This is a genomic window from Pseudomonas defluvii, from assembly GCF_001695625.1.
Classification (GTDB): Bacteria; Pseudomonadota; Gammaproteobacteria; order Pseudomonadales; family Pseudomonadaceae; genus Aquipseudomonas; species Aquipseudomonas defluvii.
Genome location: NZ_MBPN01000051.1, coordinates 1 through 25852, shown reverse-complemented (window position 1 = coordinate 25852; position 25852 = coordinate 1). Strand labels below are relative to the sequence as shown.

Below are 25852 nucleotides of genomic sequence, written 5' to 3'. Positions count from 1 at the left end.
GCGATAGCTTTCACCCCAGGGTTTTGCCCAGCAGGGCGTGATACAACTCGCTGTCGCCGAGGATACCCACCACGCGGTTGCCTTCCTGCAGGACCAGCTTGTTGCCGGTCTGGTAACGAATCTGCAGTGCTTCGCGCATACCGATACCGGCGTTGACCAGGGTCGGCCGGCGACCCAGCTGTTCCACAGCCTCTCCCGGCCTCCAGTTCTGCAAGTCCAGCCCGTTGACGCCCTGGCGTGCACCTTTGATGGTGTTGCCTTCAGCCAGGTCCAGCCACGAGTCGACACTGGGGTCAATGCAGACCGAACCGTTGATCCGCTTGCACTTGTCCAGGGTACGCATCAGGCTGCGGCCGCAGAGTACGTTAAGCGGGTTGGTGTGGGCGACGAAGGTTCGCACGTAGTCGTCAGCCGGGTTGAGGACGATCTCCTCGGGCTTGCTGTACTGGATGATCCGGCCGTCTTTCATGATGGCGATGCGGCTGCCCAGCTTCAGGGCTTCGTCCAGGTCGTGGCTGACGAATACGATGGTCTTGCTCAGCTTGCGCTGCAGTTCCAGCAACTCGTCCTGCAGGCCTTGGCGGATCAGCGGGTCAAGGGCCGAGAACGGTTCGTCCATCAGCAGGATGTCGGCGTCCATGGCCAGCGCGCGGGCCAGGCCGACCCGCTGCTGCATGCCGCCAGAGAGCTCGTCGGGCTTCTTGTTGCGCCACTGGGTGAGGCCGACCAGTTCCAGCTTTTCATCCACCAGCCGGCGTCGTTCATCGGCAGGGCGGCCCTGCATTTCCAGGCCGAAGCTGATGTTTTCGCGCACGGTCAGCCAAGGCATCAGGGCGAATTTCTGGAACACCATGGCAATGCGCTTGGTGCGCATCATCTTCAGTTCAGCCGGGGTGCAGGAAGCGATGTTGATCTGCGAGCCTTCGTGTTCAACGAACAGCTTGCCACGGCTGACTGTGTTCAGGCCGTTGATGCAGCGCAGCAAGCTCGACTTGCCTGAGCCGGACAGGCCCATCAGCACGCAGATCTCGCCTTTGTTGATCTCCAGGCTGGCTTTTTCCACGCCGACCACCAGGCCGGTCTTCTTCAGGATCTGTTCGCGCGTGAAGCCTTGGTCCAGCAGGCTCAGGGCCTCACGCGGTGATTTGGAGAAGATAACGTCTACCTCGTCGAAGCGAATGATGCTCATGCTTCACCCCTTACCGGTACTTCGGGTTGTTTGCAGATACGGTCGAGCATGATCGCCAGCAGTACGATCGCCAGGCCTGCTTCGAAGCCCAGGGCGATATCGGCAGTGTTCAGTGCATTGACCACGGGTTTGCCCAGGCCATCGGCTCCCACCAGCGCCGCAATCACCACCATCGACAGCGACAGCATGATGCATTGGGTGATGCCGGCAGCGATGCTTGGCATGGCGTGGGGCAGTTCGATACGCGAGAGCAATTGGCGACGTGAGCAGCCGAAGGCCTTGCCGGCATCCAGCAGCTCCTGAGGCACGTCGCAGATGCCCAGGTAGGTGAGGCGGATCGGCGCGGCGATGGCGAACACCACCGTCGAGATCAGCCCGGGCACCACACCCAGCCCGAAGAGGGTCAGGGTAGGGATCAGGTAAACGAAGGTCGGCACGGTCTGCATCAGGTCGAGTATCGGTCGCATCATGGTGTAGAACATCGGTTTGTGCGCAGCGACGATGCCCAGTGGCACACCGATAAGCACGCAGACCAGGGTGGCGAACAGCACCTGGGCCAGGGTTTCCATGGTTTCCTGCCAGTAGCCCAGGTTCAGGATCAACAGGAACGACAGGGCGACGAACGCTGTCAGTGCCCATTTGCGCTGGATCAGGTGAGCGATCAAGGCAAACAGACCGATCAGAATGAAGGGGTTGAACCAGGTCAGGGCGCCGGTAACGCCATGAATCATGAGTTCCAGTGCGGAGGCGAAAGCATCGAAGAAGTTGGCGCCGTGTTGCGTCAACCATTCGACGAATGCCGAGATGTACTGGCCCAGTGGGAGTTTATGATCGATCAGCATGATAGCGAGCGTCCACCTGCAAAGAATTGAAGACAGCCTGCGGCGGGGCAAGCCCGCCGCAGGTGGTGCTTACTGCGTCAGTTTGGCCTTGGCGGCTTCCAGGCCGGGTTTGCCGTCAACGGTGGTGACGCCGACCAGCCAGGTGTCGAGCGCCTGCGGGTTTTTCTTCAGCCAGGCCTTGGCTGCGGCGTCGGGTTTCATCTTGTCGTCCAGGACGTTACCCATCAGGGTGCTTTCCATGTCCAGGGTGAAGTACAGGTTTTTCAGCAGTTGGCCGACGTTGCTGCACTCCTGAACGTAGCCCTTGCGGGTGTTGGTCAGGACGGTTGCCTTACCGAAATCCGGGCCGAAGAAATCATCCCCACCGCTCAAGTACTGCATCTTGAAGCGCTTGTTCATGGGGTGTGGCTCCCAGCCGAGGAACACCACGTCGGTGCCGCGACGCTGGGCGCGATCTACTTGCGAGAGCATCCCGGCCTCGCTCGACTCGACCACCTTGAAGCCGGCGTCTTTCAAGCCGAAGGCGTTCTTGTCGATCATGCTCTGGATGGTGCGGTTGCCGTCGTTGCCTGGCTCGATACCGTAGATCTTGCCGTCCAGCTCCTTCTTGAACTTGGCAATGTCGGCAAAGTCTTTCAGACCCTTGTCATACAGCGCCTGAGGCACGGCCAGGGTGTACTTGGCGTTCTCCAGGTTGGCCCGAACAGTCTCCACGGTGCCGGCATCGCGGTACTGCTTGATGTCGTTTTCCATGGTCGGCATCCAGTTGCCAAGGAACACGTCCATGTTCTTGCCGTCGGCCAGCGACTTGTAGGTAACCGGTACCGAGATCATGGTGGTGCGGGTTTTGTAGCCCAGCGACTCAAGTACGGCGCTGGTGACCGCCGTGGTCACGGTGATGTCAGTCCAGCCGACATCGGAGAAGTTGACGGTACGACAGGCTTCGGGTTCTGCAGCCTGGGCCAGCACCGGCAGACTCAGCAGAGCGGCCAACAACAGCGAGGGTGAACCTTTCATGAGTGGACTCCTAGGTGTTTTCTTGTCGGGTGTCCCGCAGGACCGCCGTGCGTTGTGAGTGATCTACTCGGGTGGGCCGGACGGTCGGGCGACAGCGGGACGGGTGCCGTGCAATCGAGTCGAGATTGATCATCTAACAGCCAAAAACAAACGCCTACAGGGTGCGTCGTATCCAGTACAGGCAGGGTCGCATCCAGTGCAGGTGAGGTCGTTTACAGTGTTTTTCCTCCCCGTAACGGCCCTTTACGGCGATCTGCACCGCAAAAAAACGGCGTAATCCAGCGGCCAACGGCGAGCGGCGTTGCTGGACAAGAGTGGGTCGGTTGCAGACGTCAGAGCTGCTGATAAAAGCCTGATGATGCGCGCATTCCGGCGGATTGCAGCTTCAGCGTAGCAGCTCCGCCACCCGCGGCTTGTGGCGGCGGGCGTGTGCTCATTCAGGAGGTTCGCGGCCATGGCTATCAGTGTGTTTGACCTGTTCAAAATCGGTGTCGGGCCGTCTAGTTCCCACACCGTAGGGCCCATGCGAGCGGCCGCATTGTTCGTCCAGGGGCTGCGCGAACGTGGCGAGCTGGCGCAGGTCCAGCGTGTCGAAGTGCGCCTGTACGGTTCGCTGTCGGCCACCGGCATCGGCCATGGCAGTGACAATGCCGTGATCATGGGCTTGATGGGCGAATGGCCAGACGCGATAGACCCCTCACAAATCGGCCTGCGCATTGCGGTATTGCGCGAAACAGACACCTTGCTGCTGGACGGCCGACTGCCAATCGAGTTCGTCTGGGCGCGCGACATGCGCTTGCTGGAGGAGAACCTGCCGTATCACCCGAACGCCATGACCCTGATTGCAGAAGGTGCGGAGGGTGAGTTGCACCGGGACACCTACTACTCGGTGGGTGGCGGCTTTGTGGTCGATGCCGCCCAGGCTGCCAGCGGCGTGCTAGACGCCGACACCACGGTATTGCCCTACGATTTCAACAGCGCGGTGGAACTGCTTGAGCTGTGCAAGCAAAACGACCTGCGCGTGTCGCAATTGATGCTGGAAAACGAAAAAGTCTGGCGCAGTGAAGAGGAGATTCGGGCTGGCTTGATGAAGCTCTGGCGGGCCATGCAGGACTGTGTGGAAAACGGCCTGAAATATGAAGGCATACTGCCGGGCGGGCTGAATGTGAAGCGCCGTGCCGCCAAGTTGCACCGTAGCCTGCAGGAGCTGAACAAGCCCAATGTGATTGGCTCGACCCTCAGTGCCATGGAATGGGTGAACCTTTATGCGCTGGCGGTGAATGAAGAGAATGCTGCTGGCGGGCGCATGGTCACCGCGCCCACCAACGGTGCGGCGGGGATCATCCCGGCGGTGCTGCACTACTACATGCGTTTCAGTGAAGAGGTCAGCGAAGCCTGCGTGGTCGACTTCTTTCTGGGCGCGGCGGCGGTGGGCATCCTGTGCAAGAAGAACGCCTCGATCTCGGGCGCTGAAGTGGGCTGCCAGGGTGAGGTCGGTTCAGCCTGCGCCATGGCGGCTGCCGGGTTGGCGGAAGTGCTCGGGGCGACCCCCGCGCAGTTGGAGAATGCTGCCGAGATTGGTCTGGAGCATAACCTCGGGCTGACCTGCGACCCGGTTGGTGGCCTGGTGCAGGTGCCCTGCATCGAGCGCAACGCGATTGCTGCGGTCAAGGCGATCAATGCGGCGCAGATGGCCCTGCGTGGCGACGGTGAGCATTTCATCTCCCTCGATCGGGTGATCCGCACCATGCGCGATACCGGCGCCGACATGCACGACAAGTACAAGGAAACCTCACGCGGTGGCCTTGCGGTCAGCGCCATCGAGTGTTGAACACGGCTGCGCCGTTTTCGCCCATGCCGGTGTCGGCGCGCTGCTTTTTGGCGCAGCGTCGACACCGCAGCATCCCGGTCCTCTCTTCCGAGTGTCACTGCGCCTGTGGTGACACATCGCCGATGTCGCTTCTAAGCATCCTTCACACAAGTGCTACCGTACTGCTCACTTTTCCTACAGAAATGCGCTAGTCCGGCACTTTGCGTTTATAAACCCTGCGCTGAACACAGGCCGTATAGACGCATTGCGACGTCGTTTTCAGGTTTTATTGAATAGCTATTCAATTTCAGGCATGGCATTTGCGTTGTGTTGTGCAAAGCCCTGCATTCGAGATGGGGCCCTGACAAAAAAACCGTGCCTGAGGCGCAACCTGCATTGTGTGAGGAGAGACCGCGATGACGCCGTACAACTCCGGGGCCCAACCCCAAACCCGCACACCACAATCCATCGGCTTTCTGCTGTTGGACAATTTCACGCTGATCTCCCTGGCCTCGGCCGTGGAGCCACTGCGCATGGCCAACCAGTTGTCTGGCCGTGAACTGTATCGGTGGACTACCTTGAGCGTGGATGGCGGGCAAGTGTGGGCCAGCGACGGCTTGCAGATCACTCCGGACGCCTCAATGCACAAGGCGCCTGCAATGGATACCGTGATTGTCTGCGGTGGTATTGGTATTCAGCGCACCGTTACCCGTGAACACGTTACCTGGCTGCAAAGCCAGGCGCGGCAGTCGCGCCGGTTGGGTGCAGTGTGCACCGGCAGCTGGGCGCTGGCCTGTGCGGGCCTGCTTGATGGCTTTGATTGCAGCGTGCACTGGGAATGCCTGGCAGCCATGCAGGAAGCCTTCCCTCGCGTCAGCATGAGCACCCGGCTGTTTACCCTCGACCGTAACCGCTTCACCAGTTCCGGTGGCACTGCGCCGCTGGACATGATGCTGCACCTGATCAGCCGTGATCATGGTCGCGAACTGTCAGCGGCGATCTCGGAAATGTTTGTCTACGAGCGTATTCGTAACGAGCAGGATCATCAGCGTGTGCCACTCAAGCACATGCTTGGCACCAACCAGCCGAAGCTGCAGGAAATCGTCGCGCTGATGGAAGCCAACCTGGAAGAGCCGATCGACCTTGATGAGTTGGCGGTGTATGTCGCAGTGTCGCGGCGACAGCTGGAGCGCCTGTTCCAGAAGTACCTGCACTGCTCGCCATCGCGTTATTACCTGAAGCTGCGGTTGATCCGTGCCCGGCAACTGCTCAAGCAGACGCCGATGTCGATCATCGAAGTGGCGTCGGTGTGTGGCTTTGTTTCCACGCCGCACTTCTCCAAGTGCTACCGCGAGTACTTCGGTATTCCACCGCGTGATGAGCGTGTAGGCTCCAACACCGCCCAGCAGGTGGCAATGATGCCGATTCCACAGGCACTGGTGCTGTCGCCACTGGCAGGGCCGATGTCGGCACTCAGCCAGGCACGTAACGAATCGACTTTCGCCAGCGTACGCCTGTAGCCGAAAGCGCTTCCGGCCTTTTCGCGGGCAAGCCCGCTCCCATGCGAGAGCGGGTTTGCCCGCGAAAAGGTGTCAGCTACGGTTGCTGTTGAACTGTGCCAGCGCCGGCAGCAACTGCTTTTCGATGGCCTGGCGCACAGCCGGCAGGATGGTCGCGCTGCTGGTGTACATCTGCTCGACCATACCGCGCAGCGCCTTGGCCCGAGGCTCACTCAAGCCCCGCACCGCACACTCGCACGCTTGCTCGGCAGTTGCCCCGGCAGGCATTTCAAAACCCAGTGCGCGCAGTTGGCCCAGCAGGTCGTCCTGATCAATCAAATCCGCATGCATCATGGCTGTTGTCCTTGTCGACGGGAGGGATTGTGGGTCGATTCTGGTGTTCGCCAATCAGCGGAGCAAGGGCAGCGTGTCGCAATGGCCGGCATACCTATGAACAGGTCGTTTTCGGCTAAATCGAAGGGCAGGGGAGGCGGCACACTGGGGCCAGGTTTCAGTATGGACGGTTTGGTCACCTTCCAGATGTAGCGCGTCATTGCTCGCTTTTGACCCCGGCTTGTCACGGCTTGCCGGGGTTTTTTTTGCCTTGAAGTTTGTGGCGGTGCGAGCAGGCATCGTCCGTGTTAGCGACCGGCCTTGAGCAGCACCGCGCAGGCGCATTTGTAAGCTTCGTGCTGGTACTTGTTCAGCGAGCCGGGCAATTCCAACGCGTGTTTCTTGCTCTGTGCGCTGACCGTCTGTGGTGACAGCAACTGTACCTCGCAGGTGTCCAGCAGTTGCAGGATACCTTCGATCTTGAAGGTGGTCGGGCCACCTGCGAACTCACCTTTCTTGCTGCGTTTCTTGATTGCCAGGTGGGTGATGCCGTGGTCGGCAACGAACTGCCTGGCCTGGTTGGCGAAGGCTTTGACGTTGGCGGCCTCGTCGTCATCCTCCAGGGCGATTTTCTTGGTCGCCAAAGGCCGGTGCACCGGTAGGCCAGCTTCAAGCGTGGCCACCGCGAGCAGGGCTTCGCTGCCCTTGATTTCGATTCCGCAAACGTTCATTCGTACCTCAGGGTGGGGTTATTGCAGGCCCAGTGACTGCAGGTACTCGGAGCGATCATCGCTGCGTTGGGCCAGGCAGGTGTTCTGCGCGGTTTCGAAGTCCTTGCTGCCGGGCTTCTCGGCGAAGGTTTCCACGGCGCAATCGGCATCGCGGGCCTTGCTCCAGAGTTGCTCGGCGTTTTTCAGGCGGGCGCTCAGTTCAGTGATCTGCGCCGGCTGGCCGGCGTACTGCTCCTTGATGCGATCAAGCAGGTCGGCAAAGGCTGCATTCAGCTCGCGCTCGGCGGTCTGGCGGTTATAGACCGCGCAGTCGTAGCTCTGCTGGCTGGTTTCGACGTTGTCACAGGGCGTGCTCTCTTCTTCCGCCGCCTGGGCGCCGAAGCTCAGGGCCGCCAGGGCCAGCCATACCATTGGTTTCATCTACGACATCCCCCAAGCCGGTGTTTGGAACAGAAGTGCCGATTCTCGCTCAGCCGCGAGACAAATAACAGCGCCGCAGGCGCCCATAACAGCCATCAAGGCAGGGCCGCGAAGGGGCGCTTTGTCGCCCTTTGACGCTTTCGGCAATACCCCTGTCGTTTTTGCACCGAGGCCCTTCCGGCCCCAGGCATATGCTGGCCCCAAAGCGCCGGCAGACGATTCGGCGCAGGCATCGAGAAAAGGGGACCGCCTGATGAGCCCAGCCGAATTACACGCAGACAGCATCGTTATCGACGGGCTGATCATTGCCAAATGGAACCGCGAGCTGTTCGAGGACATGCGCAAAGGTGGCCTGACCGCTGCCAACTGCACCGTGTCGGTGTGGGAGGGTTTCCAGGCGACCGTCAACAACATTGCTGCCAGCCAGAAGCTGATCCGCGAAAACAGCGACCTGGTGATTCCGGTGAAGACCACCGCCGACATTCGTCGGGCCAAGGAACAGGGCAAGACCGGGATCATCTTCGGTTTCCAGAACGCCCATGCCTTTGAAGACCAGTTGGGCTATGTCGAGGTGTTCAAGCAGCTCGGCGTCGGTGTGGTGCAGATGTGCTACAACACCCAGAACCTGGTCGGTACCGGCTGCTATGAGCGTGACGGCGGGCTGTCGGGCTTCGGCCGCGAAGTGGTGGCCGAGATGAACCGCGTCGGCATCATGTGTGACCTCTCTCACGTGGGCTCCAAGACCAGTGAGGAAGTCATCCTCGAATCGAAAAAACCGGTGTGCTACTCCCACTGCTTGCCGTCCGGCCTGAAGCAGCACCCGCGCAACAAATCCGATGAAGAACTGAAATTCATCGCCGACCATGGCGGCTTTGTCGGCGTGACCATGTTCGCGCCGTTCCTGGCCAAAGGCATTGACTCGACCATCGACGACTACGCCGAGGCCATCGAGTACACCATGAACATCGTCGGCGAAGACGCGATCGGTATCGGTACCGATTTCACCCAGGGCCACGGCCAGGAGTTCTTCGAGTGGCTGACCCATGACAAGGGCTACGCCCGCCGCCTGACCAACTTCGGCAAGATCGTCAACCCGCTGGGCATTCGTACCGTAGGCGAGTTCCCCAACCTTACTGAGACGCTGCTCAAGCGCGGCCACAGTGAACGCGTGGTGCGCAAGATCATGGGCGAAAACTGGGTCAACGTGCTGCGCGATGTGTGGGGCGAGTAAGCCTCCAAACCAAGTCTCTCTAACCCCTGCCAGCTGAGCAGGGGCTGCCAACCAAATTTTCTGGAGTTGAGTTTCCATGGCCAAGATCGCCCCGCAATTGCCTATCGAAGTCGACAGCGAGACCGGTGTCTGGACCTCCGACGCCCTGCCGATGCTGTACGTGCCGCGGCATTTCTTCGTCAACAACCACATGGGCATCGAGGAAGTGCTCGGCGCTGACGCCTATGCCGAGATCCTCTACAAGGCCGGTTACAAGTCCGCCTGGCACTGGTGTGAAAAGGAAGCCGAGTGCCATGGCCTGGAAGGTGTCGCAGTGTTTGAGCACTACATGAAGCGCCTGTCCCAGCGCGGCTGGGGCCTGTTCAAGATCCAGGACATCGACCTGGAAAAAGGCACCGCCAGCGTCAAGCTGGAGCACTCTGCCTTCGTTTATGTGTACGGCAAGGTCGGACGCAAGGTCGACTACATGTTCACCGGCTGGTTTGCCGGTGCCATGGACCAGATCCTGGCAGCGCGTGGCAGTTCGATCCGTACCGTGGCCGAGCAGGTCTACGGTGGTTCGGAAGAAGGCCACGACGACGGCCTGTTCATCGTCAAGCCGCTGTAAGTCGAGGATCCCGCCATGGCTTTCGAAGCAATGTTCCAGCCGATCCAGATCGGCAAACTGACCATCCGTAACCGCGTACTCAGCACCGCGCACGCCGAGGTTTATGCCACCGACGGCGGCATGACCACCGAGCGCTACGTGAAGTACTACGAAGAGAAAGCCAAGGGCGGTATCGGCCTGGCCATTTGTGGTGGCTCCTCGGTGGTGGCCATCGACAGCCCGCAGGGCTGGTGGAAATCGGTCAACCTGGCCACCGACCGGATCATCCCGCATTTCCAGAACCTGGCCGATGCCATGCACAAGCATGGCGCCAAGATCATGATCCAGATTACCCACATGGGCCGTCGCTCGCGCTGGGACGGTGAACACTGGCCAACCCTGATGTCGCCGTCGGGTATCCGTGAGCCGGTACACCGGGCTACCTGCAAGACCATCGAGCCGGAAGAAATCTGGCGGGTGATCGGCAACTATGCCCAGGCCGCGCGCCGGGCCAAGGAAGGTGGCCTGGACGGCGTCGAGCTGTCGGCGGTGCACCAGCACATGATCGACCAGTTCTGGAGCCCACGGGTCAACAAGCGTACCGACGAATGGGGCGGTACCTTCGAGAAGCGCATGCGTTTCGGCCTGGAAGTGCTCAAGGCTGTACGGGCTGAAGTCGGCCCGGATTTCTGCGTCGGCATGCGTATTTGCGGGGATGAGTTCCACCCCGATGGCCTCAGCCATGAAGACATGAAGGAAATCGCCAAGTACTACGATGCCACCGGCATGGTCGATTTCTTTGGTGTGATCGGCTCTGGGTGTGACACCCATAACACCCTGGCCAACGTGATTCCGAACATGAGCTACCCGCCAGAGCCGTTCCTGCACCTGGCGGCCGGTATCAAGGAAGTGGTCAAGGTTCCGGTGCTGCACGCACAGAACATCAAGGACCCGAACCAGGCCACACGCATTCTGGAAGGCGGCTATGTCGACATGGTCGGCATGACCCGTGCGCACATCGCCGACCCGCACCTGATCGCCAAGATCAAGATGGGCCAGGTCGACCAGATCAAGCAATGCGTCGGTGCCAACTACTGCATCGACCGCCAGTACCAAGGCCTGGATGTGCTGTGCATCCAGAACGCCGCGACCTCCCGTGAATACATGGGCGTGCCGCACATCATCGAGAAGTCCACCGGGCCGAAACGCAAGGTGGTGGTGGTTGGTGCAGGCCCCGCCGGGATGGAGGCTGCCCGCGTGGCTGCCGAACGTGGCCATGACGTTACCCTGTTCGAGAAAAAGGACGCCATTGGCGGGCAGATCACGACGGCGTCCAAGGCACCGCAACGTGACCAGATTGCCGGTATCACCCGCTGGTACCAACTGGAGCTGGCGCGGTTGAAGGTTGACCTGCGCTTGGGCACCGCCGCCGACGCGGCGAGCATCCTCGACCTGCGCCCCGATGTGGTCGTGCTGGCCGTGGGCGGGCATCCGTTCCTGGAGCAGAACGAACACTGGGGCGCTGCCGAAGGGCTGGTGGTCAGCAGTTGGGACGTGCTCGACGGCAAGGTTGCGCCGGGCAAGAACGTGCTGGTGTACGACACTATCTGTGAATTCACCGGGATGTCGGTGGCCGACTTCATCGCCGACAAGGGCAGCCAGGTCGAGATCGTCACCGACGACATCAAGCCGGGTGTGGCCATTGGCGGTACGTCGTTCCCGACCTACTACCGCAGCATGTACCCGAAAGAAGTGATCATGACCGGCGACCTCATGCTGGAAAAGGTCTACCGCGAGGGCGACAAGCTGGTGGCGGTGCTGGAGAACGAATACACCGGCGCCAAGGAAGAGCGGGTGGTCGACCAGGTGGTGATCGAGAACGGCGTGCGTCCGGACGAAGCGATCTACTACGCACTGAAGGAAGGCTCGCGCAACAAGGGTCAGATCGACATCGAAGCCCTGTTCGCGATCCAGCCGCAGCCGATTCTCAGCCAGCCGGGCGAAGGTTACCTGCTCTATCGCATCGGTGACTGTGTCGCTCAGCGCAACACGCACGCAGCAATCTACGACGCCTTGCGCCTGTGCAAGGACTTCTGATCGCTCAGTCGGCACACATCGGCCCCAGTGGGAGCGGGCAAGCTCGCGACAGCGCCAGCACGAACAACACCGTTGTCTGATCTGACGCATTCGCGGGCACGCCCGCTCCCACGGGGCCGGTGCAGGATTCCAAGGGCCTGAACCCCTTGCAACCGCTGTTGTGGGAGCCTCCCATGTTGAACACCCTTCTACCCATCCTGCTGTTCGCTGCCATTGGCCTGGCGGTGCTCGGCGCCTTGCGCCGGGTGCGCATGTGGCGGCGTGGCCGTCCGTCCAAGGTCGACCTGCTCGGCGGTTTGCTGGCCATGCCGCGCCGCTACATGGTCGACCTGCACCATGTGGTCGCGCGTGACAAGTACATGGCCAACACCCACGTGGCGACTGCAGGCGGCTTTGTGCTGGCGGCGGTGCTGGCGATCCTGGTACACGGTTTTGGCTTGCATAACCGCATTCTCGGCTATGCCTTGCTGCTGGCCACGGTGCTGATGTTTGGCGGTGCGCTGTTCGTCTACAAGCGCCGCCTGAACCCGCCTGCGCGGTTGTCCAAAGGCCCGTGGATGCGCCTGCCGAAAAGCCTGCTGGTGTTCGCTGCAAGCTTCTTCCTCGCCACCTTGCCGGTGGCTGGCATTCTGCCGGAGGGCTTTGGCGGCTGGTTGCTGGTAGCCCTGCTCGGTGTCGGTGTGCTCTGGGGTGTGTCCGAGCTGTTTTTCGGCATGACCTGGGGCGGGCCAATGAAACACGCCTTCGCCGGTGCCCTGCACCTGGCCTGGCACCGCCGTGCCGAGCGTTTCGGTGGCGGTCGTTCCACCGGGCTCAAACCGCTGGACCTGGAAGACCGCAACGCGCCATTGGGCGTAGAAAAGCCCAAGGACTTCACCTGGAACCAACTGCTGGGTTTTGACGCCTGCGTGCAGTGCGGCAAGTGTGAAGCGGCCTGCCCGGCGTTTGCCGCGGGCCAGCCGTTGAACCCGAAGAAACTGATTCAGGACATGGTCGTCGGCCTGGCCGGTGGTACCGATGCGAAGTTCGCCGGCAGCCCCTATCCGGGCAAGCCGATTGGTGAGCACGGCGGCAACCCGCATCAACCGATCGTCAATGGTCTGGTCGATGCCGAAACCCTCTGGTCGTGCACCACCTGCCGCGCCTGCGTGGAAGAGTGCCCGATGATGATCGAGCACGTCGATGCCATCGTCGACATGCGCCGGCACCTGACACTGGAGAAAGGCGCAACCCCGAACAAGGGCGCCGAAGTGCTGGAAAACCTGATCGCCACCGACAACCCGGGTGGCTTTGCACCGGGCGGGCGGATGAACTGGGCCGCCGACCTGAACCTTGAGGTTCTGGCCGAGAAGAAAACTGCAGACGTGCTGTTCTGGGTCGGTGACGGCGCCTTCGACATGCGCAATCAGCGCACCCTGCGTGCGTTCGTCAAAGTGCTCAAGGCGGCCGCTGTAGACTTCGCCGTGCTGGGCCTGGAAGAGCGCGACAGCGGTGACGTGGCCCGTCGCCTGGGCGACGAGGCGACGTTCCAGGCGCTGGCCAAGCGCAACATTCAGACCCTGGGCAAGTACCGTTTCAAGCGTATCGTCACCTGCGATCCGCACAGCTTCCATGTACTCAAGAACGAATATGCGGCCTTTGGCGGCGATTACCTGGTACAGCATCACAGCACCTACATTGCCGAGCTGATTGGCGCCGGCGCGCTCAATCTCGGCCAGCACAAGGGCAGCAGCGTCACCTATCACGACCCGTGCTACCTGGGCCGCTACAACGGCGAGTACGAGGCGCCGCGTGAGGTCTTGCGTGCGCTGGGTATCGAGGTCAAGGAAATGCAGCGCTCGGGTTTCCGGTCCCGTTGCTGTGGCGGTGGCGGCGGTGCGCCGATCACCGACATTCCGGGCAAGCAGCGTATTCCCGACATGCGCATGGAAGATATCCGCGAAACCGGCGCCGAGTTGGTGGCGGTAGGTTGTCCGCAATGCACGGCCATGCTCGAAGGGGTGGTTGAGCCACGCCCATTGATCAAGGACCTGGCAGAACTGGTCGCCGATGCCTTGCTTGAAGACGAACTGCCTGTGAATAAGTCGGCAGCGGCCAAACGTAGCGCTGCGGAGGTGCATTGATGAGCGACATTATTCGCCGCGACCCTCGCGCTGAGTGGATCGCCCGCAACCGCCTGCACCCGTTGCATGCGGCCATGCAGACACAACAAACGACGTGGATGGGCCCGAACGGCCTGATCCGCAAGAACCCTCATGCTGTCGGTTTCATTGGCCCTAACGGCATCAAGCGAATCGACCGCAGTGGCGCCCAGCAGGGCAGCAGCAACAAGCGCAGTGCAGCGGTCGAGGTGCAGCTGCCGCTGCATCAACTGGCCGCGCCTGCCTTCTACATTGCCGTGGTGCCGGACATGGTCGGTGGTCGCCTTAGCAGTCACGACCGCGACCTGTTGGGGCTCGCCCGTGGCTTGGCTGGCAGTGACGGTGCGGTACTGGCGGTGCTGTTTGGCGAGCACAAGGAAAGCAAATTCGACACGGCCGGTGTTGACCGCCTGTTGGTGATCGAAGGTGATGCCTTTGACGGTTATGCACCGGAGCAACGGGTCCAGGGCCTGCGCGCTGTGGATAACCAGTTCAACCCACGCCACTGGCTGCTGCCTGACAGCCGCACCGGTGGCGCTGAGTTGGGGCGGCGCTTTGCTGCAGCATTGGGCGAGCGGCCGGCAACCCGCGTCTGGCAAGTCAAGGATGGCCTGTGCAGCGGCCGTGCGGGGGCGGGCCAGCAAGACCTGATTCGTGACCTGCCGCGGCTGATTCTGGCCTCGGCCGAATGCGCCGAGCCGGTCAGTGAAACCCGCCACGAAGTGCTGCCGGTGACCTTATCCACAGCCGTGGTCCGTAGCCTGGCACGCATCGAAGACCTCGGCCCGGTGGCCGTCGACCCGGCGGCGATTGCCATGGCCGAGGCCGAGTTCATCGTCTCTGGCGGCAATGGCGTCAAGGACTGGGACCTGTTCCACCGCGCTACCGTTGCGCTGGGCGCCACCGAAGGCGCTTCGCGGGTGGCGGTGGACGATGGCTTCATGCCGCGTAACCGTCAGGTCGGCGCGACCGGTACCTGGGTCACGGCGCGGGTCTACCTGGCTGTGGGTATCTCGGGGGCGATCCAGCACCTGCAGGGCATTGGGGCCTGCGACAAGGTGGTGGCGGTCAACCTCGACCCGGGTTGCGACATGATCAAACGGGCCGATCTCTCGGTGATCGGCGACAGCGCAGCGATCCTCAAGGCGCTGATTGCCGCTGTGGATAACTACCGCAACGAAGCCAAGCGCGATGCCGCGTAGAGCAGGGGATAGCTATGAACACTAAGGTCATCAGCCTGGTTTCAATTGGCGCCCACCCGACCTCGGGTCGGGCCCGGCGTGCTGAACAGGATGCCCGTGCAGTCGAATTGGGCTTGCAACTGGCTGGGGATAACTTGCAGGTGCTGCATGCCGGCGACCCGCAGGAGCCGGCACTGCGCAGCTACCTGGGCATGGGGCTGGCGCAACTGGACGTACTCGAACAACCGGCTGGCAGCGATGCGCTCGTTGTCCTGGGGGACTACCTGCGCGATGCCGGAGCACAACTGGTACTGACCGGTAGCCAGGCAGAAACCGGCGAAGGCTCGGGCATGCTGCCGTTCCTCCTGGCCGAGCGCCTGGGCTGGCCGCTGGTGGTGGGGCTGGCTGAGGTGGAATCTATCCACAACGGCGTTGCACAGGTGCTGCAGGCCCTGCCGCGTGGCCAGCGGCGCCGGCTGAAGGTGCGCCTGCCGATGTTGGCCACTGTGGATAACGCTGCGCCCAAACCACGCCAGAGCGCGTTTGGCCCGGCGCGGCGCGGGGTATTGGCGGCACGCCATGTGGCGATCGTTGAAGACACGTTACTCACCGGCGCAGAACTGCAGCCCGCCAAGCCGCGTCCCAAGCGCCTGAAAGTGATCAAGGCCAAGAGTGGTGCCGACCGCATGAAAGCCGCTACCGCCAAGGCCAGCGGCGGCGGTGGCCAGGTACTCAAGGACCTCACTCCGCAAGCGGGTGCCGAGGCCATTCTGAAGCTGTTGATCGAAGAAGGTGTGCTGCGCTGACAGTTGCTCACAAAGTCTGTTGGCGGTTCTGTGGATAAAGTGTTTGCCTATGACTACAGGCCACGTATTACGTGGCCTGTAGTCGTTTGATCAGATTTTGACCAGTTGCACCTGGGGTTTTTCCAGCCTTTCCTCCTGTGAATGAAGCACCGTTCGCACGCATATTGCCCACAATCCTTGTTGGCGCTTCTGTGGATAATCTGTTCGCCCATGGCTACAGGCCACGGAATACAAGGCGTTCAAGGATTTGATCAAAAAACATACAAACACACCCAAAAGCACTGGCGATGATCGGGAAAACGCCGATAAATCGGGGCTTTGCGGGTTTATCCACATGGCTTTTTCAGCCTTGCACAGTTGCGCACAAAGTCTGTTGGCTGCTCTGTGGGTAAGGTGTTCGCCTTCTTCTGCAGGCCACGGTTTTAGAGGCGTTCAGAGGTTTGATCAAAAAGTGATCAATAGGGGGTTGGGTCATTGAACTGGCCGCAGGCTCAGTTTTCCACAGGGGTTGCCCACATTAACTGTGGGTTGCCTTGTGGATAAAGTGTTCGCGAAGTGTCGCAGGCCCTGTGTTTGTTGGGCAACGCGCTGTTTGGTTAGATTTTGTACAGGCAGGATGGCATGGCGCCTGGATCACCGGCAAGGCGCCTACCGAGGTGTAGGAAACGCGCTTGCCGGCGATGGGGGAGGGGGCGACGCTTACTGTGCGGCTACACCCTTGAGGTAGGGGGCCGGTGCGGCACCGAGGTTGTTCAGCATGCGCTCGCTGTACCAGTCGATGAAGTTGACCACGCCAAACTCATAGGTCTTGGAGTACGGCCCTGGCTGGTAGGCCGTGGAGTTGATGCCACGCTGGTTTTCTTCGGCCAGGCGACGGTCCTGGTCGTTGGTGGCGTCCCACACTTCACGCATGCGCTGCGGGTCATAGTCGACGCCTTCGACGGCGTCCTTGTGTACCAGCCACTTGGTGGTGACCATGGTTTCCTGTGCACTGATCGGCCATACCGTAAAGACGATCATGTGGTCGCCCATGCAGTGGTTCCAGGAGTGCGGCAGGTGCAGGATGCGCATCGAGCCCAGGTCCGGGTTTTTGATGCGGCCCATCAGCTTCTGGCAGCCTTGCTTGCCGTCCATGGTCATCGATACGGTGCCTTTGAGCAGCGGCATGCGCACAATACGGTTACGCAGGCCGAAGCTGGCGTGGGCATACGGAATCTGCTCGGCATCCCAGGCTGCGGCAGAGGCGGCAACGTGGTCCTTGAAGGCCTGGTCGGCGCGTGGATCGGTGACGTCGTCCCATTCCAGGAGCGTTTTGAGCAGTTCAGGGTGCGAACCGTTGCAGTGGTAGCACTCGCGGTTGTTTTCCAGCACCAGCTTCCAGTTGGCCTTTTCCATCAAGGTGGTTTGCACCGCCACCTTGGTGTTCTCCATGTCGTAAGGCTCCATGTAATGGGCCAGGGTGGAGAGGAAGTCGTCGATGGCCGGTGGGTGCTCCGCCAGGCTGACGAAGATGTAGCCGCCGGCGGTTTTCACATGCACAGGCTTCAGGCCGTATTGCTTCATGTCGAAGTCGGCGCCCATTTCGGTACCGGCGAACAGCAGGCGACCGTCCAGCTCGTACGTCCACTGGTGGTAAGGGCACACCAGTTTGGCCACTTTGCCTTTGTCGCTGGTGCACAGGCGCGAGCCACGGTGGCGGCAGACGTTATGGAAGGCATGTACCTGACCTTCGGCACCCCGTACCACCATGATCGGGTTCTTGCCGATCTCCAGGGTGAGGAAGTTGCCCTTGGCCGGGATTTCACACGTCATGCCGGCGATCAGCCATTCCTTGTGGAAGATCTCCTGCATGTCGATCTGGAACAGGCGCTCGTCGTTGTAGAACGGTTGGGGCAGCGAGAAGGTCCGCTCGCGGTTCTGCAGCATGTCGGCAGTTGCCTTGCGTGCAGGTTCCAGTGGATCGCCCAGGCTCAGGGTTGCGGTGACGTCCATCGTGTAGGTCCTCATGGCCAAGCGTGTGGCCGGTGGAAGTGGCTAATCGTTGTTATGGCGACGCAAGGCTGAAGCAGCAGCATTCTTTGAGGTGGAGTGTGCGTTCGCCGCCGACATGAACCATATCCCTGGACGACATGGTCGAATCCGTTTCCGACGCGCCAGCCCTTGTCGGTGGGGGCTGGTCGCGATAAGCACGTCAATGTCGCGGATAGGAATGTGCGCCGGTTGCAGCTTGAGCAGAATCACTACCATCAGGCCACAGTCGGCCGTGGAGATGAGCATGTCCAATCCCTTTCTCAATCCGGTGACTACCCAGACCTGGGCCAACGGCCGCCATATCGTCCGTTGCGTCAAGGTGATCCAGGAAACCTGGGATGTGCGCACCTTTTGTTTCATGGCCGACCAGCCGATCATGTTCTTCTTCAAGCCCGGGCAATTCGTCACCCTGGAGCTGGAAATCGAAGGGCAGCCGATCATGCGCTCCTACACCATTTCCAGCTCGCCCTCGGTGCCCTACAGCTTTTCCGTGACCATCAAGCGGGTGCCGGGCGGCAAGGTGTCGAACTGGCTGCACGACACCCTGCACGAAGGTCAGGAGCTGGCGGTGCATGGGCCGGTCGGCTTGTTCAACGCGATTGATTTCCCCAGCCCCAAAGTGCTCTACCTCAGCGGTGGCGTGGGCATCACCCCGGTAATGTCGATGGCCCGCTGGTTCTACGACACCAACGGCAATGTCGACATGGTGTTTGTCCACAGCGCCCGCTCGCCGAAAGACATCATCTACCACCGCGAACTGGAGCAGATGGCCTCGCGGATCGACAACTTCAGCCTGCATATCATTTGCGAGAAGCACGGCCTGGGCGAACCTTGGGCGGGTTACCGGGGTTACCTGAACCACAAGCTGCTGGAACTGATCGCCCCGGACTTCATGGAGCGGGAGATCTTCTGCTGCGGCCCGACCCCTTACATGAACGCGGTCAAGCGCTTGCTTGAAGCCAGCGGCTACGACATGCGTCGTTACCATGAGGAGTCATTTGGCGCGACCCCGGCCGAGGTCAAGGCCGATGCCGTGGAACACGCCGAACAGGCCGCCGAAGCGGCCGAGGTGGACAGCGCCGACCTGCATCAGGTGGAGTTCACCGCCACGGGCAAGAGCATTCGTGTCGCGCCCGGCGAGACCGTTCATGCGGCGGCGGCCAAGCTCGGCCTGATGATCCCCAAGGCCTGCGGCATGGGCATCTGCGGTACCTGCAAGGTGCTCAAGCTGGGCGGCGAAGTGGAGATGGAGCACAACGGCGGTATCACCGATGATGACGTGGCCGAGGGTTACATTCTGTCGTGCTGCAGTGTGCCGAAGGGGGATGTACGTATCGAGTATTAAATAGCTGCCCTGTTTGAACATTGTTCAGGCAGGGCATTTATTGTGTGGGTGAAGTCAACTATCAGTTTTGACAGTCTAGTTGTGTAGATGCTGATCTCGAATCAGTATTTCGTTGTGGTAGTGGGCGTGTGATTTAGTTCAGCAGGCTTTTGTTGAAAGATCACTGTTGAGGAGTCGCCCGCTATGTCTGCAACTCCCTCGCGTACCCGCAGAACACAATCAAAACGCCTTCAGGCAAACGAAGTGCGTCTGTTGTTCAGCCAGTTCATGCAGGGTGTCGGTAGTGCCAACCCCTATGGCTTTATCCTCGCCGGGGATGATGTGTCGTGGACTGGCGGTTGGGCGGAGGGCGCGGTGACCACCGCCTTGAATGCGGTGGACAAGTTGGCGGCCAAGTACGGAGGGAGTAGCGCCAACGGCCCCATTAGCCAATGGGAAGCGCTCAAGCCCATTGAGCTTACCGCCGGGCCGAAGCTTACTGCCGAGCCCAGGAAAACACCGCCTCATGAGTCCGCCCCTCACAGCCGCGGCAGACTCATGAAGGAGCAGCTTAAACGCTGAAACGGGCGACCAGGCTGTTCAGGTCGACTGCCAGGCGTGACAGTTCGGCACTGGCTGCGCTGGTCTGGTGGGCTCCGGTGGCCGACTGCACTGACAGGTCATTGATGTTGACCAGGTTGCGGTCGACCTCGCGGGCCACCTGCGCCTGTTCTTCGGCGGCGCTGGCGATCACCAGGTTGCGTTCGTTGATCTGCGCCACGGCACCGGTGATGGTATCCAGGGCCAGGCCTGCACCACGGGCGATGTTCAGGGTCGACTCGGCGCGCTCGGTGCTGTTGCGCATCGAGTTGACCGCTTGCTCGGTGCCGCCCTGAATGCTGCCGATCATGCGTTCGATTTCGCTGGTCGACTGCTGGGTGCGGTGCGCCAGGGCGCGCACTTCGTCTGCAACCACGGCAAAGCCACGGCCAGCCTCGCCGGCCCGCGCGGCCTCGATGGCGGCGTTCAGGGCCAGCAGGTTGGTCTGGTCGGCCAGGCCACGAATCACGTCCAGCACTTTGCCGATGTCTCGTGACTCCTCTGCCAGGTTGCTGACCAACTCGGCAGTGCCCTGTACATCAGCGCTCATGCGCTCGATGGCACTGACGGTCTCCATCACCAGATCACGGCCATCGCCGGCCGAGCGGGTGGCGTCCTTCGAGGCTTCCGAGGTGCTGACGGCGTTGCGCGCCACTTCTTCCACCGCGCTGGTCATCTCGGTGACTGCCGTGGCCGCTTGCTCGATTTCGTTGTTCTGCTGTTGCAGGCCACGGGCGCTTTCTTCGGTGACGCTGTTCAGTTCTTCGGCTGCCGACGCCAGTTGGTTCGCTGAGCCGGAGATCTGGTGCAGTGTGTCACGCAGTTTGTTCTGCATCTTGGCCATGGCCTGCAGCAGGCGCGCGGCCTCATCCCGGCCTTGGGTCTGGATCGGTCGGGTCAGGTTGCCTTCGGCGATCTGTTCGGCGGCGTGCAGTGCATCGTTGATCGGTTTGACGATGCTTCGGGTCAGCAGCAAGGCGCAGACGAAGGTCAGTACGGTCGCGACCACCAGCAGCGCGATGACCAGGGTGAATGCCGTGGAGTACTGTTCGGCGGCCACCTGGTTAGTGTTACGGGTTTGCTCTGTGTTGATCTTTACCAGATTTTCCATGAGCGTGTTGATCTGCTTGGAGTTGTCCAGCAACTCGCGGTTCAGCAGGGTGCGCAGTTCGTCCAACTGGCCGGACTGGGCGTGCTTCTTCATGCGCGCTTCCAGTTGACGGTACTGGCTCAGTAACTGCACGTACTGGTTGTAGGTTGCGCGTTCGTTCTGATCGGCGATCAGCGGCTCGTAGGTTTTACGCACCTCATCAATCTGCGCGTTCTGCTTGTCCATCAGTGCCAGCGTGTCGCGTAGCTCTGCGGGCTCGCGGTTAACGAGCAAGCGATAAGCCAGGCTGCGCAGGCGCAGGGTGAGTTGGTTGAGCTCGCCCAGGTTCTTGATGCTGGGGATGCTGTTTTGCTCAATGACCACACCTGCCTGGCGGATCACACTCATCTGGTTGAGCGCGAAAATACCCAGCGCCAGCATCAGCGCACCGATCAAGGCAAAACCCAGCAGTGCGCGCGGCGCGATGTTCATATTGCGTAGGGACATGGTCGTTATCCGAAGGAGAAAGGGCGCGCAATCCATGCGACGCATTTTGACGTACTCTGCCTATCGGTCGAATCGGACAAGACTTGAGGCACTTCGGCCGAAAGTAGCGGTTGTGAATGAAATTTCATATGGGCAATGGTGGGGTTGGCAGGGAACCGAGTTGTCCAATGTGGGTCAATCAACATCAAAGCGGGGCCTCTGGCCCAATATCCCTGGCGAGTGCGGTGAGTTTTCTTTATCGTGTGCGCCCCCTGCAAAAACCCCCGAGAAGGCATTATGTTGGAAACTTCCCTGAGTCAATTGGAACAACTGGTCAACGACCTGGTACAGAAGAATCAGGAACTGGCTGAGCGCACTGCCAAGCTGGAAGCCGAACTGGTTCATGCCAAGGATGAAAACGACAGCCTGCAACTGAGCCTGCTGGAGCAGGAAGAGAAGCAGGGCGCTACGGCTGCGCGTATCCAGGCACTGGTTGAGCGTGCCGGTGGTGGTGCAGTCAACGCATGAAAACGACCGCGCAGTCGATCAATGTTATCTCGATCCTGGGCACCGATTACTCGATCAAGGCACCGGAAGGCGAAGAGCAGACCTTGCTCAAAGCGGTGCAAATGCTCAAGGCTTCGTTGGGTGACACCAAACGCAAATACCCAGCCCTGATTGGCGACAAGCTGTTGGTGCTGGCGGCGCTGAACCTGTGCTCGCAGCAGATCGAACTGCAGCACAAGCATCAGGAAGCCCTCGACCGTTATCAAGAGCAAGTCAACGCCACGGTCGACGTCATCGCCCGGACTATCGGCAACAACTGATCGCCCATTCCTCCGACGTACTGCGCGCCTGAGCGCGCCGGCTTTGCCGGCGCTGGGCGCGTAGTGACCTGCAGCGCGTTCTAGCCCCGTCCTGAGCCCTCTACATAAGCAAAACCGACACCTGCTCGGTTGGGTATTGTCTCGCGCCAATGGAATAATTGGATACCAAAGTGTATACAGTTGACCTGCCTGTTGCAGTACAGGGTCATTTGCTCGGGGGAATTCCATGCAGTTCTGGCGGCGCAGTATTCAGTGGAAGTTGATTGCAAGCATGGGTGCGGCCTTGTTGGCGAGCATTCTGGTGGTGGTCGCGATCTATACGCTGGCGGTTAACCGGCTGACGGAGCGTTATCTGGTCGAGACGGCACTGCCAGCGAGCATCGAGGCGATTCGTAACGACATCGAGCGGATGCTCGGACAGCCGCTGACGGCGGCGGCGGACATCGCCAGTAATACCTTGCTGCGTGACTGGCTGGCCGAGGGCGAGGACGCCAGCCAACGTGCGCACTTTACCGAGTACCTGGATGCACTGCGCCAGCGCAACAACGCGTTCACGGCACTGTTTGCCTCTACGGTCTCCAATCATTACTACAACGAGAAGGGCCTGGACCGTACCCTGCGTCGCGACAACCCGGCCGATAGCTGGTTCTTCCGCTTCATCGACAGCGGTGACGAGCGGATGCTCAACATTGACGTCGATGGTAGCTCCGGTGAAGTGGCGTTGTTCATCGACTACCGGGTTGAGAAGGACGGCAAACTGGTCGGCATTGCCGGACTGGGCCTGCGTTTGCATGAGCTGTCCGAGTTGATCCACAACTTCAGTTTCGGGGCGCGAGGACGGGTGTTCCTGGTGCGTGGCGATGGCTTGATCCAGGTGCATCCACAGGCCGAGTTCAGCGGTAAACGCCAACTCAGTGAGCAGTTGGGTGAGGCTGCGGCGAAAACCGCCTTGGTGCGGCAGGAGCGGGTGGTCAGTACGCGTTTTCAGCGTGATGGCGAAACCTTCCTGGCGCTCAGCCTGCCGCTGCGCGACCTGAACTGGACGCTGGTGGCGGAAGTGCCCGAGTCGCAAATTTACGCTCAGGTGCATGAGACGGTCTGGCTGACCAGCCTGATTGGCCTGGCCGTGGCGCTGTTGTCATTGCTGCTGGTGGTCTGGCTGGCGCGTGGGCTGGTCAAGCCGATCCGCCAGGTAACCGCTGCTCTGGTGGCCATCGGCAGTGGCGGTGGCGACCTCAGCCGTCGGCTGGATGAGGGCCGTAGTGATGAGTTGGGTGATCTGGCGCGTGGCTTCAACCGCTTTATCGACAGCCAGCGAGAACTGATCGGCCAAGTGCTGGGCACCACTGAGCGTTTGCACCGTGCGGTGGAACAGGTGACTCAGGTCGTGGACAACACCGCTGATCGCTCTGTGCGGCAGCAGGAAATGACCGAAACGGTTGCCACAGCGGTACATGAGATGGGCCTGACCGTGCAGGACATTGCGCAAAATGCCGGTAATGCGGCCCAGGCATCGCAGGCTGCCCGCAATGAAGCCGAACACGCCCGTGAGGTGGTGCAGCGCTCGATTAGCCAGATCGAAGGCATGTCCAACGACATCGGCTCGGCCGCCGGTGCGGTTGGCGAGTTGGCTGCAGAAGTCGCCTCGATCGACGAGGTATTGGCGGTGATTCGCAGTATTTCCGAACAGACTAATCTATTGGCGCTGAATGCGGCCATCGAAGCGGCGCGGGCCGGGGAAATGGGCCGTGGTTTCGCCGTGGTGGCTGATGAAGTGCGCACATTGGCCCAGCGTACCCAGGTGTCTACGGGTGAAATCCAGCAGATGATTCAACGGCTCAAGCAGGGCACGGGCAATGCTGTGGCCTCAATGCAGGCCGGGCAGGTGGCAACTGGTGCCGGTGTGGCGTCGAGCCAGCGCACCGGGGCATCGCTGGGGACCATTACGGATCAGGTGGAGCATATCAGCGACATGAACCACCAGGTCGCCACGGCGACTGAGCAGCAGTCGGCAGTGACCGAGGAGATCAACCGCACGGTGCAGGGGATCTCAGACCTGGCCCGGCAAACCGCCGCAGAAGTGCGCGGTTGCCGGGACGAGTGTCAGGCCCTGCGCGAGCTGGCTGACGACCTGGCGCGGCAGATGGGCGGGTTTCGTCTGTAGCCGCTGATGGTGTCAGGCGCTCATCACGGCGCGGATATCTGCCGCCAGTTCGCGTACCCGGGCTTCTTCGGTGTCCCAGGAGCACATGAACCGGGCGCCGCCGCTGCCGATGAAGGTGTAAAAACGCCAGCCCTTGTTGCGCAATGCTTCCAGGGCCGGTTCCGACATTTGCAGGAATACACCGTTGGCCTCCACCGGGAACATCAGTTCTACGCCGGGGATGTCCGCGACCAGCGAGCTGAGCAATTGTGCGCAGTGGTTGGCATGGGCGGCGTGGCGCAGCCAGGCGCCGTCCTCCAGCAGGCCGACCCAGGGGGCGGAGAGGAAGCGCATTTTCGACGCCAGTTGCCCGGCCTGCTTGCAACGGTAGTCGAAGTCCTCGGCCAGTTTGCGGTTGAAGAACAGGATCGCCTCACCCACCGCCATGCCGTTTTTGGTGCCGCCAAAGCACAGCACGTCGATACCGGCCTTCCAGGTCAGCTCGGCCGGCGTGCAGCCGAGGAAGGCGCAGGCGTTGCTGAAACGAGCACCGTCCATGTGCAGGTTCAGGCCCAGTTCCTTGCAGGTGGCGCTGATCGCCTTGAGTTCATCCGGGCGGTAGACGCTGCCCACCTCGGTAGCCTGGGTGATGGTCACTACCCGGGGTTTGGGGTAGTGGATGTCCTGGCGCTTGAGCGCGACTTCGCGGATCGAGGCCGGGGTCAGCTTGCCGCCTTCGCTGCGGGCGGTCAGCAGCTTGGAACCGTTGGAGAAAAACTCCGGTGCGCCGCATTCGTCGGTTTCGACGTGGGCGGTCTCCGAGCAGATCACGCTGTGGTAGCTCTGGCACAACGACGACAGCGCCAGCGAGTTGGCGGCAGTGCCGTTGAAGGCAAAGAACACTTCGCAGTCGGTTTCAAACAGCTTGCGAAAGTGATCGGCTGCCCGTGCGGTCCATTGGTCGTCGCCATAGGCACGTTCGTGGCCGTGGTTGGCTTTTTCCATGGCGGCCCAGGCTTCGGGGCAGATACCGGAATAGTTGTCGCTGGCGAATTGTTGGCTTTGATCGGTCATGGTTCTGTCCTGAAAACGACGCAGGCAAGCACTCTAAACCAAGATTCGGTGAAGTGTCTGCTGCTGTATAGCCAGCAGTCCTGCAAGCGATGGGGCCATCTGCTGTAAGGTTTTTCGCGGGTTTTATCCTGCCTGTCGGGCTGACGCTTACGAGGTTATGTCGTAAACGCACCTTTGCGTGGCGCCCATAGGCATCTGGGCTGTCTGCGTCGGTCATACCATCGAATCCAAAGGGCGCTGTCCATGTCATGCCGCCCACCTAATGAAAGCCCATGCCGCTGCCGGGAGAGATGCGATGTTCAGCAAGCAAGACCAGATCCAGGGTTATGACGATGCACTGCTGGCGGCGATGAATGCCGAAGAGCAGCGTCAGGAAGATCACATCGAACTGATC

General features: G+C 60.9%; 22 protein-coding genes and 2 pseudogenes. 15 read left to right on the top strand and 9 right to left on the bottom strand.

The window, feature by feature from the left end:
* Window positions 1-10: 10 nt before the first annotated feature.
* From choV to EKA13_RS15105, 3 genes are all read right to left on the bottom strand, one after another.
* Window positions 11-1189 (bottom strand): choline ABC transporter ATP-binding protein, encoded by a 1179-nt coding sequence (choV, locus tag EKA13_RS15115; RefSeq protein WP_065760218.1) that lies wholly within the window; start codon window positions 1187-1189, stop codon window positions 11-13.
* On the bottom strand, window positions 1186-2034 hold the full coding sequence (gene choW, locus EKA13_RS15110; RefSeq protein ID WP_176717430.1) for a choline ABC transporter permease subunit: 849 nt from the start codon (window positions 2032-2034) through the stop codon (window positions 1186-1188). Before choW ends, choV begins: the two co-directional genes overlap by 4 nt.
* 66 nt (window positions 2035-2100) lie before the next feature.
* The gene (locus tag EKA13_RS15105) at window positions 2101-3048 is read right to left on the bottom strand and encodes a choline ABC transporter substrate-binding protein (protein WP_065760216.1); all 948 of its coding nucleotides are present in this window, start codon (window positions 3046-3048) and stop codon (window positions 2101-2103) included.
* A 454-nt stretch (window positions 3049-3502) separates the two neighbouring features.
* Here EKA13_RS15105 and EKA13_RS15100 point away from each other — a divergent pair, with 454 nt between their 5' ends.
* Window positions 3503-4879 (top strand): L-serine ammonia-lyase, encoded by a 1377-nt coding sequence (locus EKA13_RS15100; protein WP_065760215.1) that lies wholly within the window; start codon window positions 3503-3505, stop codon window positions 4877-4879.
* A gap of 395 nt (window positions 4880-5274) precedes the next feature.
* Window positions 5275-6378, top strand: coding sequence for a choline metabolism transcriptional regulator GbdR (gene gbdR / locus EKA13_RS15095; protein WP_065760214.1), 1104 nt, complete (start codon window positions 5275-5277; stop codon window positions 6376-6378).
* A gap of 72 nt (window positions 6379-6450) precedes the next feature.
* Here gbdR and EKA13_RS15090 read toward each other — a convergent pair whose 3' ends face one another.
* The 3 genes from EKA13_RS15090 to EKA13_RS15080 form a co-directional block, all read right to left on the bottom strand.
* Complete coding sequence (locus EKA13_RS15090) at window positions 6451-6711, bottom strand: hypothetical protein (RefSeq protein ID WP_065760213.1); 261 nt, start codon at window positions 6709-6711, stop codon at window positions 6451-6453.
* Between the two features lie 287 nt (window positions 6712-6998).
* Complete coding sequence (locus tag EKA13_RS15085; protein WP_065760212.1) at window positions 6999-7421, bottom strand: DUF3010 family protein; 423 nt, start codon at window positions 7419-7421, stop codon at window positions 6999-7001.
* Between the two features lie 18 nt (window positions 7422-7439).
* The gene (locus tag EKA13_RS15080) at window positions 7440-7841 is read right to left on the bottom strand and encodes a lysozyme inhibitor LprI family protein (RefSeq protein WP_065760211.1); all 402 of its coding nucleotides are present in this window, start codon (window positions 7839-7841) and stop codon (window positions 7440-7442) included.
* A gap of 253 nt (window positions 7842-8094) precedes the next feature.
* Here EKA13_RS15080 and EKA13_RS15075 point away from each other — a divergent pair, with 253 nt between their 5' ends.
* The 6 genes from EKA13_RS15075 (at window position 8095) to etfB (ending at window position 15883) form a co-directional block, all read left to right on the top strand.
* The gene (locus tag EKA13_RS15075) at window positions 8095-9072 is read left to right on the top strand and encodes a dipeptidase (protein ID WP_065760210.1); all 978 of its coding nucleotides are present in this window, start codon (window positions 8095-8097) and stop codon (window positions 9070-9072) included.
* A gap of 76 nt (window positions 9073-9148) precedes the next feature.
* Entirely contained in the window at window positions 9149-9679 is a 531-nt protein-coding gene (locus EKA13_RS15070) for a DUF5943 domain-containing protein (RefSeq protein ID WP_065760209.1), read from the top strand.
* 15 nt (window positions 9680-9694) lie between these two features.
* Window positions 9695-11755 (top strand): dimethylglycine demethylation protein DgcA, encoded by a 2061-nt coding sequence (gene dgcA / locus EKA13_RS15065; RefSeq protein WP_065760208.1) that lies wholly within the window; start codon window positions 9695-9697, stop codon window positions 11753-11755.
* Window positions 11756-11928: 173 nt separating this feature from the next.
* Window positions 11929-13878, top strand: coding sequence for a dimethylglycine demethylation protein DgcB (gene dgcB, locus EKA13_RS15060; protein WP_065760207.1), 1950 nt, complete (start codon window positions 11929-11931; stop codon window positions 13876-13878).
* Window positions 13878-15098 (top strand): electron transfer flavoprotein subunit alpha, encoded by a 1221-nt coding sequence (gene etfA / locus EKA13_RS15055; protein WP_065760206.1) that lies wholly within the window; start codon window positions 13878-13880, stop codon window positions 15096-15098. The genes dgcB and etfA overlap by 1 nt, the downstream gene beginning before the upstream one ends.
* A gap of 14 nt (window positions 15099-15112) precedes the next feature.
* Window positions 15113-15883 carry an electron transfer flavoprotein subunit beta gene (gene etfB, locus EKA13_RS15050; protein WP_065760205.1) on the top strand — a complete coding sequence of 257 codons (771 nt, stop codon included), beginning with the start codon at window positions 15113-15115 and terminating at the stop codon, window positions 15881-15883.
* Between the two features lie 699 nt (window positions 15884-16582).
* On the opposite strand, the gene gbcA is transcribed toward etfB, so the two are convergent.
* Window positions 16583-17875 carry a glycine-betaine demethylase subunit GbcA gene (gbcA, locus tag EKA13_RS15045; RefSeq protein ID WP_065760204.1) on the bottom strand — a complete coding sequence of 431 codons (1293 nt, stop codon included), beginning with the start codon at window positions 17873-17875 and terminating at the stop codon, window positions 16583-16585.
* 283 nt (window positions 17876-18158) lie between these two features.
* On the opposite strand from gbcA, the gene gbcB reads away from it, so the two are divergent.
* Window positions 18159-19259: a glycine-betaine demethylase subunit GbcB gene (gene gbcB, locus EKA13_RS15035; RefSeq protein ID WP_065760203.1), complete on the top strand. Its 1101-nt coding sequence runs from the start codon at window positions 18159-18161 to the stop codon at window positions 19257-19259.
* A 246-nt stretch (window positions 19260-19505) separates the two neighbouring features.
* A pseudogene (locus EKA13_RS15030) lies at window positions 19506-19715 on the top strand (amine oxidoreductase); the annotation flags it as partial.
* 94 nt (window positions 19716-19809) lie between these two features.
* Here EKA13_RS15030 and EKA13_RS15025 read toward each other — a convergent pair.
* Complete coding sequence (locus EKA13_RS15025; protein ID WP_065760201.1) at window positions 19810-21435, bottom strand: methyl-accepting chemotaxis protein; 1626 nt, start codon at window positions 21433-21435, stop codon at window positions 19810-19812.
* 276 nt (window positions 21436-21711) lie between these two features.
* Between EKA13_RS15025 and EKA13_RS15020 the strand changes: the two genes are divergently transcribed.
* The 4 genes and pseudogenes from EKA13_RS15020 (at window position 21712) to EKA13_RS28895 (ending at window position 24405) form a co-directional block, all read left to right on the top strand.
* On the top strand, window positions 21712-21942 hold the full coding sequence (locus EKA13_RS15020) for a hypothetical protein (RefSeq protein WP_065760200.1): 231 nt from the start codon (window positions 21712-21714) through the stop codon (window positions 21940-21942).
* Window positions 21939-22241 (top strand): cell division protein ZapA, encoded by a 303-nt coding sequence (locus tag EKA13_RS15015; RefSeq protein ID WP_065760199.1) that lies wholly within the window; start codon window positions 21939-21941, stop codon window positions 22239-22241. The genes EKA13_RS15020 and EKA13_RS15015 overlap by 4 nt, the downstream gene beginning before the upstream one ends.
* Before the next feature lie 226 nt (window positions 22242-22467).
* Window positions 22468-23544, top strand: a pseudogene (locus EKA13_RS28900) (HAMP domain-containing protein); the annotation flags it as partial.
* 123 nt (window positions 23545-23667) lie between these two features.
* Window positions 23668-24405 (top strand): methyl-accepting chemotaxis protein, encoded by a 738-nt coding sequence (locus tag EKA13_RS28895; protein ID WP_407682251.1) that lies wholly within the window; start codon window positions 23668-23670, stop codon window positions 24403-24405.
* A gap of 12 nt (window positions 24406-24417) precedes the next feature.
* On the opposite strand, the gene EKA13_RS15005 is transcribed toward EKA13_RS28895, so the two are convergent.
* Window positions 24418-25458, bottom strand: a complete 1041-nt coding sequence (locus tag EKA13_RS15005; protein ID WP_065760197.1) for a threonine aldolase family protein — start codon at window positions 25456-25458, stop codon at window positions 24418-24420.
* Between the two features lie 295 nt (window positions 25459-25753).
* Here EKA13_RS15005 and EKA13_RS28380 point away from each other — a divergent pair.
* Window positions 25754-25852, top strand: a 99-nt coding sequence (locus tag EKA13_RS28380; RefSeq protein ID WP_245704340.1) for a hypothetical protein, incomplete at its 3' end; no start/stop codon positions are given.